This is a genomic window from Agathobaculum butyriciproducens, assembly GCA_003096535.1.
Taxonomy (GTDB): Bacteria; Bacillota; Clostridia; order Oscillospirales; family Butyricicoccaceae; genus Agathobaculum; species Agathobaculum butyriciproducens.
In genome coordinates this window covers 1-1,846 of sequence record QEKJ01000050.1, presented here as the reverse complement: position 1 = coordinate 1,846, position 1,846 = coordinate 1, and the positions used below count along the sequence as shown (strand labels likewise).

The window sequence follows — 1,846 nt, the reverse complement described above, 5'->3', positions numbered from 1 at the left end:
GCCGGTTGCCTTATCACCTGCTTCCAGCGTCAAGCCGGAGAGCAGACCGGCGAGGACTGGCTGCGCGAAAATCTGGATTGTCCCGTCTACAAGACACATATCCGGTACAGCGGTAAGGTAGTCGGCAGCAGCTTTGAGTGCAAGCCGATCATCGAGTACAGCAAGACCAGCGCCGCCGCGCGTGATTACCTCGATTTTGTCAGCGAGTTTCTGACCGCAGAGAAAAGAGGTTGAGTGATATGGGATTTTCTATTACCGATATGCTGAACAAGAATACCTCACTGGCAGCTGCACCTGTTAAAGCACATACAATCAAGCCCATTAAATACGACAATCTCGTCCCCAGCGAGGACAATTTCTACTCGATGCGGGAGATTGAAGAATTGAAAACTGCTATCGAGCTTGCAGGCCGCGTGCTGGACAATCTTATTGTTACGCCACTGGAAGATGGAAAATACAAAATTCTGTCCGGTCATCGCCGCCACAGAGCGGTCGGTATGCTGATTGCCGAGGGCAAGACCGAGTATGAGTTCCTGCCTTGCTCGGTCGAACAGATTGAGGATACCGACCGTAGCGTGCGCGAACAGGTATTGCTTATTGCCGCCAACTCCCAGCGCGAGAAAACCGCATGGGACAAGCTGGAGGAAGTCCGCCAGATGCGCAACTTGCAACGACAGGCAAAGGCAGAGCGAGGTCTGAACGGTCGTGTACGCGATCTGGTCGCACGCAGTCTTAACATTAGTTCCAGCCGTGTGGCGAAGTATGACAGCATACTGAATAACCTTATTTCTCCTTTAATGGAAGAAATCAAGGCCGACCATCTGCCTATTTCCACCGCCTACGAGTTGAGCAAGCTGGATGCAGAACACCAGCAGGCCGCATTTACCGGCTTTACTCAAACGGGCAAACTGCCGACCGGCGATGATGTGTTCCAGTCGAACACGCCTGACACCACCGTACAACCGGAAGTATCTACTCCGCAGTCGGAGAGCACACCGGCAACGCCGCAGACGGACAATGTGTTCCCATCGAACACGCTGCCCGGTGATGCAGCACGGCTTGTCCGGCAGCTTACCTGTCTGCCGGATAGCAAGCTGCCACGCCTTGCAAAACTGCTCGGCACCAGCGTTTCCCAACTCGCCAGTGACATTGATGATCTGACCGGTAAAATTTAAGGAGGTTGGCGATGCCTTTCTCAACATATACCAAAGCCGAATTACACCAGTTAGTTGCCGATGCAGGCCATCCGGTCGTAATTAAGACTGCTTTTATCATTAACGGTAAAATCGACTTAGAAAGCGATTTTGAGTGGGTGATGTATGACGGAAACTATATTTACGCGCAGTCCATGAAAGACGATTTGAGTAATTATGACATAGTATGGACTGCTTTCCGCGAACAGCAGCCTGCGCCCGAACTAAACGCTGCAAGCGAAACATCCGCTTTGACCCTTAAAGAGTTAAACCAGTTAGTTGCTGATGCAGGACAACCGATTATCGTATGGGTTGTTCTGCCCGGTAATGAAAGCGAGCCGACAGAAGAAAGCTGGGGAATGTACAACGGAGATTTTTTGTGTACGCCAGATTACACAGACGGTTATGATATTACTAATTTCAGCACGGAATGGATTGCGTACCGCAAACCGCCATTACAAAATTGAGGGAAATTGTCTTGGTTATAATTATTAGCGGTATCGGTAGCAGAAGTGCTTATCCCATTATCACAGTTATTCCAAAATAATTTACGCCACAAGCCTTGCTCGTGGTCATGCGCCGGGAGCGCAGGAAACGATCTATCCCCTTGTTGACTGCGTTTTCCAAGCCCGGCGTATGACCATGTGCAAGAC

At 50.5% G+C, this 1,846-nt stretch carries 2 protein-coding genes and 1 pseudogene; all 3 read left to right on the top strand.

Annotated features, from left to right (window positions below):
- Positions 1–234: pseudogene (locus tag C7386_RS13575) on the top strand (ParA family protein); the annotation flags it as partial.
- A gap of 5 nt (positions 235–239) precedes the next feature.
- The gene (locus C7386_RS13185) at positions 240–1,175 is read left to right on the top strand and encodes a ParB/RepB/Spo0J family partition protein (RefSeq protein ID WP_116705735.1); all 936 of its coding nucleotides are present in this window, start codon (positions 240–242) and stop codon (positions 1,173–1,175) included.
- A gap of 11 nt (positions 1,176–1,186) precedes the next feature.
- Positions 1,187–1,660: a hypothetical protein gene (locus C7386_RS13180; RefSeq protein WP_116705734.1), complete on the top strand. Its 474-nt coding sequence runs from the start codon at positions 1,187–1,189 to the stop codon at positions 1,658–1,660.
- The last annotated feature ends 186 nt before the right edge of the window (positions 1,661–1,846 follow it).